This window comes from Paenibacillus sp. P4_E11 (genome assembly GCF_056401635.1).
Window position 1 is genome coordinate 64888 of record NZ_JBFUIX010000027.1, and the last position, 6329, is coordinate 71216.

At 50.5% G+C, this 6329-nt stretch carries 4 protein-coding genes; 3 read left to right on the forward strand and 1 reads right to left on the reverse strand.

The genetic code is table 11. The features are described 5' to 3' along the window. Window positions 1–17: 17 nt before the first annotated feature. From AC1DWB_RS13075 to AC1DWB_RS13085, 3 genes are all read left to right on the forward strand, one after another. A complete protein-coding gene (locus AC1DWB_RS13075; RefSeq protein WP_477541509.1) occupies window positions 18–986 on the forward strand; it encodes a carbohydrate ABC transporter permease in 969 nt (322 codons plus the stop codon). A 159-nt stretch (window positions 987–1145) separates the two neighbouring features. Next, on the forward strand, window positions 1146–1862 hold the full coding sequence (locus AC1DWB_RS13080) for a response regulator transcription factor (RefSeq protein ID WP_477541510.1): 717 nt from the start codon (window positions 1146–1148) through the stop codon (window positions 1860–1862). Then, on the forward strand, window positions 1859–3241 hold the full coding sequence (locus AC1DWB_RS13085) for a sensor histidine kinase (RefSeq protein WP_477541511.1): 1383 nt from the start codon (window positions 1859–1861) through the stop codon (window positions 3239–3241). The genes AC1DWB_RS13080 and AC1DWB_RS13085 overlap by 4 nt, the downstream gene beginning before the upstream one ends. Window positions 3242–3329: 88 nt before the next feature. Here AC1DWB_RS13085 and AC1DWB_RS13090 read toward each other — a convergent pair. Continuing rightward, window positions 3330–6329 (reverse strand): S-layer homology domain-containing protein (locus tag AC1DWB_RS13090; protein WP_477541512.1); only part of this gene is annotated, 3000 nt, incomplete at its 5' end.

Consider the following 6329-nt stretch of genomic DNA (forward strand, 5'->3'; position numbering starts at 1 on the left):
GTTAGGAGGCATTCCACATGGCCAAAATTGTGACGGACCGGCGTTTCCCGGCGATAAACCAGATGAAGCTGCGAAGCTGGTTGACGAAAGTTCGACATGTCGTGCTAGGCAAGGAAGCAGACAAGGGCATGCTGTTCCGGGTGTTCATCTATTTGCTGCTGATCGACATCGCCTATATTTACTTGAATCCGATCTTATACATGATTTCCACTATGGTCAAAAATGCGGGTGATCTGATCGACCCTTCCGTCAGTTGGGTACCGCATCAAGTGTTCACCGGGACGCTACAGGATGCCTGGACGAAGCTGCACTATCCCAAATGGTTCAGTATCAGCTTAACGCTGGCACTGACTGTCTCCGTCGTGCAGACCTTTTCCTGCGCGGTGGCAGGGTACGCGTTCGCGCGACTTGAATTCCCGTTCAAGAACTTCTGGTTCATCTGTCTGTTGATGACATTCGTCGTCCCGCAGCAGGTTATTATTCTACCTCAGCTGTTGGCGGCGAGTCAGCTTCATGTGATGAAGACGTATATCCCGATCATCTTGCCGGCATTTTTCGGCCATGGACTGAAGGGGGCGCTGTTCGTCATCATCTACCGGCAGTTTTTCTCCACACAGCCGAAAGAACTGGAGGAAGCAGCGCGGATCGATGGAGCGGGTGTCTTCCGTGTATTCCTGAAGGTTATGCTACCATTATCGCGGCCAGCTATTCTAGTTGTGTTCCTATTCTCCTTCGTCTGGGCATGGAATGATTATTATACACCTAGTATGTTCCTACTCGGAGCGAAGGACGTTCCTCTGTCTATGGGCGTATCGCAGATTAATGCTGCGCTGGCCCAGCAAGCCGCGCAGACAGGGCCGTCGATCTTCGACGAACCGCTCAAGATGGCGGGTTCCTTCTTGATTATTATGCCGCCGCTCCTGCTGTACTTGTTCGCGCAGCGTTGGTTCGTCGAGAGCGTCGAACGCACGGGTCTCGTCGAATAAATCCGCACAATTCCCCCCGGTCATTCTAATGGCCGGGGATTTCGTATGTATTTGAGGGATCGTATTGGGAGGATTTGTGTTTTGTGGTCCGGAAGGAATATGCCCATGTCCCGTGGAAAGATATTGGAAGCTGGCTAGAGCAGTAGGAGGGGTACTATCATGCGCATCTTGATCGTCGAGGACGAACCGAAAATTCGTGAAGTGCTGATCGCCTATTTCACCAAAGAAGGCTGGGAAACGGATTTTACATCGAATGGGCATGAAGCGGTCTCGAAGTTCGATTACGGCCAACACGATTTGATCTTATTGGATTTAATGTTGGAAGGGCTTCCAGGCGAAGAAGTATGCCGTCTCATCCGGGAGAAGTCCAATGTACCGATTATTATGCTTACCTCAAGGGCGAGGGAATCGGATACGATTGCTGGGCTTAATCTGGGCGCGGATGATTACATCGTCAAGCCTTTTCGGGCGAAGGAGCTCGTGGCGAGAATATATGCCTTGATGCGCAGGGTAGCGCCGGACAAGCAAGGCGGACAGGCCGCGCCGGTTATGTCGTTCCAACGGGGCCAGCTTATGATTAAGCCTGAGGAGAAAGAAGCGTTTGTCCATGGTCATCGGGCAGGATTAACGGCAACCGAATACAAGCTGTTGTCGGTGCTGAGTGCAGAGACGAACAAGGTGTTCAGTCGCATGGACTTGTCCTATAAAGTGCAGGGATATCGCTATCAGGGTGACGGACGGGCCATTGATGCTCATGTGAAAAATTTGCGTAAGAAAATTGAGCCTGATCCGAACCATCCGGTCTATGTTGTAACGGTAGTCGGGTATGGTTACAAGTTCACGGTTGCAGCGGATGAAGCGGAAGAAACCCCATGACGAACATGTTGCGTTTTTTGCGAAAAATGAACGTTATCTTGTTTCTGACGTTTCTATTGTTTTCCATGGTGTTTATTGCGCTCATCGTCGGCCTGTACAATCTGAACTGGAATCAGCTGTTCGATAGCTTCAAGGCCAAGGATCTGGAGAAAACCGCCTTTCTGCTTATGGACGATATGCGGCGGGAAGACATTGGCGAAGGTCCGTTGAACGCGGAGCAGCAAGATTGGCTGCGGCGGAGAGCCGTGTTATATGGGGTGCTGATTCGGTTCGAGAGCAAGAGTGGCAAGGAGGTCTGGGTCGATACCTTCTCGCGAGCCGACCGTAAGCCAAGCGACGACGTCATGCGGGAGACGCCTTATGTAAACAGCGGCAATCTGATCGGCAATATCCAGCTATCGAATCTGGCCCAGAAGGGTGAGCTCGACCCGGCGTTTCAAGGGTTCCAGGAGTTGCTTAAGACTCGGACGAGGCTACTGGTTGGTGCGATCATAGTCGCGGCCATCCTGTTCAGCTTAATCATCTCGAGGAAGTTGTCGCAGCATCTTCAGCACGTGTACTCGATGGCAGCGGAGATTAGCGCAGGCAAGCGGGATGTGCGGATCGCGGTCAGAGGGCCGGAGGAAGTGCGACGGCTTGCCACCACATTGAACGACATGACAACGGAGCTGAAGCGACAGGAGGATTGGCGGCACCACTTGATGGAGGACTTCATGCATGAGTTGCGGACGCCTCTTACCTCGATCCTGTCGCAAGTGGAGGCGATCGTCGATGGCTTATTCGAGCCGGACAACGAACGGCTGCAGGACATCTACGACGAGATGGTGCGCTTGTCGCGGCTCGTCAACGATCTGGAACGGCTATCGGAAGCGGAGGCGGCCCGATTCACGATGAACGTCAGGCAGACGGACATGACCGAGCTGGTGAGACGTGTCCATAGCAATTATAGGGCGCTGGCGCGTGAGAAGGGGATTAAGCTGTTGTTCGAACCGACGAACGTGCCTTGCTACGCCGAGGTTGATCGGGATAAGATCGTTCAGGTGATAACGAACCTCGTGCTGAACGGGATCAAATATACGTCTTCCGGCGGCTCCGTCAGGCTCGTTGTGGATTGGTCGCTGGATTCGATCATCGTGATGTGCGAGGACACGGGGATCGGTATTAAGGCGGACGATTTGCCTTATATATTCAACCGCCTGTACCGGGCGGACAAGTCGCGTTCCCGCTTCAGCGGTGGCGTGGGGCTGGGCCTAAGCATCGCCAAGGCACTCGTCGAGGCGCACCATGGCGTGATCGAAGCGGAGAGCCGGGTCGGGCACGGCTCTCGCTTCTCGGTGCGTCTGCCGAATGTGTACAACGCGTTCGGCGAGCGGGTGTAATACGAAGTTAGCTGATAATAGGAACAGGGCTACCCGCCAAACAGTCTATTGACCGTTTGGTGGGTAGCCCTGTTTTTAATGTATGGATCTAAATTAGTTCAGACTTTTGAAGCAATCTTTGGATAATCGCTGCAACTTCAGCTCTTGACATAAATGCTTTAGGTGCAAGTTCAGAGCTGGTTCTTCCCACAACGATGCCTATTTGTACAACTTCGGCAATACTGCTCTTCGCCCAACTGGAAGCATCTGCTGCATCTGTGAATGAACGCAATGTTTCTTCTGCTGAGCTGGACGTCAGTTTTGCCCTCAGTTCGGTGATCGTCATGGCTTTTGCAATAATGACCATGGCTTGTTCTCTCGTGATCTTGTCCAACGGACGGAAGGTGCCGTCTTCAAACCCGCTAATTAGCTTAAAGGAATAAGCGGTTTGAACCGCCTGATCGTACCAATCCGATGATTGGATATCGGAGAATGGAGCAGCTCCGCTCTCCAGTTTAAGTCCCAATCCCCGAACCATGATAGCGGCGAACTCAGCACGAGTTATGTCTTGATCGGGAGTAAACAGTTGATTGCCGATGCCGTTAATGACCAACCGTGAACCCATGTCGTTTACGGCATTTTTGGACCAGTGCTCGGCTACATCCTTGAACTCAATTGGATTCGAAATAATGGAGTAAGTACTATTCGTCAAGCTGTTTATTACGGCGAAATACTTACCGCCTATCATGACGATCTTGGTTGGAACGTGGCGAACGGTTCCATCCGAATCAACCACGACTCCCGTGGTGATTTTGTTCGGGTCTACACCGTCTGGAATAGCAATAGTACGCTCCACGTATGTGTTGAACTTAGAAACATCAATCGTAGTATCCCCGTATGTTGCTTTTACCGTAAAGTTGATCGGTGGGATAACAAGTGTGAATTGTCCATCGGCTGCTGCATTTTCAACAATTCTCACCATGTCAGCTGTCGGAGCGGCAATTTCAATTTGGATCTTGATGTCTTTAAGTTCCGTATTTGGGCCAAACTGTTGGGATATGGCATTAATATTGACCTGTTGAGCAGGTAAAGTATAAGTTGCATTTTCCGTTTTGATTTCAACGACCGCTTGCTTTTGTTCCATGGCTTTAACCGTTTGACCATCAAGTACTCCGATTACAACATCGGATTTGGTGGATACTGGAATCGTAATGACAGCATTCAGTCCTTCTGCCGCAAGCCTTTCTTCCAGTTTCTTCGGATCAAGCGATATAGTCGTTACGGTGCGATTATTTACTTGGGTTGTTGTCGCTGTACCTATATTCTCGACCTTGCCATTGACAAGAACAACGACACTATTGCTTGGCTTCTCAGGTGTAGTTGGAACAACTGGCTCTGTAGGCGTAGTGTTGTCATCTGTAGTGGGTGGAGAATCCGGAACTACAGCATTAGAGACAACAGACGTATTACTTTTACCAACGCTATTAATGGCCTTTACCATAAAGGTATAGTTCAATCCGTTAGTCAAACCACCAATCGTAATCGGACTTGCAGCTCCGGTTACCTTGATGTCTCCTTGTGAAGCTGTTACTTCATATCCAGTAATGGGACTTCCGCCGTTATACGCAGGAGCCGTAAAGGAAATGAAAGCTTGACCGTCTCCAGCAATAGCAGTTACATTCGTTGGCGGTGCTGCAACTCCTTGCGGCATTACGCTCACTTGATTAGAGGCTGGGCTCTCTCCCCCCGGATTCAAGGCTTTTACCACAAAGTAATAAGTCGTTCCATTGGTCAAGCCAGTTACATCATAGCCGTACACGGAACCTCCAACTGTGGCTACTGCTGTTCCAAGAGTGCCTGATGTCACACTTTGATATACTTTGTACTCTGTAGAACCATTCACGGGATCCCAAGCTAATCTCACTTGAGCGTCATCTGCGGTAGGGGATTGCAAGACTGGCGCTCCCGGTGCCGGGACTTGCGGTGTTGCAGAAGCTTCATTTGAGTTGAAACTTTCCAAATTTCCATAATGAGCTTTTACTGCGAAATAATAAGTAGTTCCATTGATCAATCCTGTTACATCCTTACTGTAAACCGATTGACCTACTGAAATTTCGTTGGCATACGTTCCTGGAGCCGTTCCGATCAGTATGGTATAACCTGTCGAGCCGCTAGTTGGAGTCCAAGCAAGATTTACTTGAGAATCACTAGGCGTTGCACTAACAAGGGTTGGTTTTCCTGGCGTCGGATTAACGGTTACTTTGACGATGCTGCTTGTTACCGTTGCTGTTTTGCGGCCGGGTACACTGTTGTCGGTGTTCGTTACGACCACATAATAGTACACATCTCCAGCACTTTGCGTTGGTACGGCAAAGGAAGGGCTCGTTGCTTGGAGGACAGCTGTACCGCCGATCATATTGTTCTCCATATGTCTGATCCACTGGTAGCTTAACGTTCCTGCGCTTGAGGTGGCTGCTACACTTAAGCTGAGTTTGACGTCCTGATTGACCGTGTAACCTTGTGGCTGTGTGGTGATGATCGGCGTCGCCGCATGTGCAATGGCGTTAACCGTTACTTTGACCCTGTTGCTTATAGCCGTTGCTGTTTTGCTGCCGGGCACGGTGTTGTCGGTGTTCGTTACAACGACATAATAGTACGTGTCGCCGGGTCCCGCCGTCGGTACGGTGTAAGAGGCGCTATTTGTATTTAGGATTTCGTAGACGCCGATCATGCTGTCCTCGGTATTTCGGTACCACTGGTAGCTTAGCGTTCCTTGGCTTGAGGTAGCCGCTACGCTTAAAGTGAGGCTGCCGCCCTCATCGACCGTTTGAACCTGCGGCTGTGGTTGTGTGTTGATGACCGGTGTTGCCGCATTCGTCAGCGCGTTAACCGTTACTTTGACCCTGTTGCTTGTAGCCGAAGCGTACACGTTGCCGGTTACAGTGTTGTCATAGTTGGTAACGACCACATAATAGTACATGTCGCCAGGGCTTGAAGTCGGTACGGTGTATGAGGAGCTCTTTGCATTCAGTATTTCGAAGACGCCCATCATGCTATCCTGGGTATTTCGGTACCACTTGTAGCTTAGCGTTCCTTTGCTAGAGGTAGC